This window comes from Mesorhizobium sp. P2_C7 (assembly GCF_056404515.1).
The window spans coordinates 1-591 of the sequence record NZ_JBFUDW010000047.1 but is presented as its reverse complement, the minus strand read 5'-3'; the positions used below and the strand labels follow the sequence as shown (position 1 = coordinate 591).

Below are 591 nucleotides of genomic sequence, written 5' to 3'. Positions count from 1 at the left end.
GCGACAACCGCGCCGCTGTCCAGATTGCCGGCCTCGACCACGGTGTCGGTATTGCCGCCGGCAACGACCACAGGCGCATCGTTGGTGCCGGTGATGGTGATGGTGACGGTYTCGGTCGCCGTCGCCCCCTTGTCGTCGGTGACCGTGGCGGTGAACGTCTGGGTGTCGCTGGCGCCCTCGGCCAGATGATCGGCCGCGCCCTGATCGAGCGTGAAGGTCCAGTTGCCGGCCGCGTCGATGGCGAACGCGCCATAGGTGCCCGTCGTCGAGCCGCTCCAGGCCGCCGTCGCGCCGTCGTCGACATCGGTCGACGTCAGCGTGCCGCTGGCCGCCGGATCGCCGGCGACAACCGCGCCGCTGTCCAGATTGCCGGCCTCGACCACGGTGTCGGTATTGCCGCCGGCAACGACCACAGGCGCATCGTTGGTGCCGGTGATGGTGATGGTGACGGTYTCGGTCGCCGTCGCCCCCTTGTCGTCGGTGACCGTGGCGGTGAACGTCTGGGTGTCGCTGGCGCCCTCGGCCAGATGATCGGCCGCGCCCTGATCGAGCGTGAAGGTCCAGTTGCCGGCCGCGTCGATGGCGAACGCG

The 591-nt window shown here is 69.9% G+C and carries 1 protein-coding gene; it reads right to left on the bottom strand.

The genetic code is table 11. The annotated features are described in order from the left end of the window. Window positions 1-591 (bottom strand): VCBS domain-containing protein (locus tag AC1D2G_RS34415; RefSeq protein ID WP_477419649.1); only part of this gene is annotated, 591 nt, incomplete at both ends.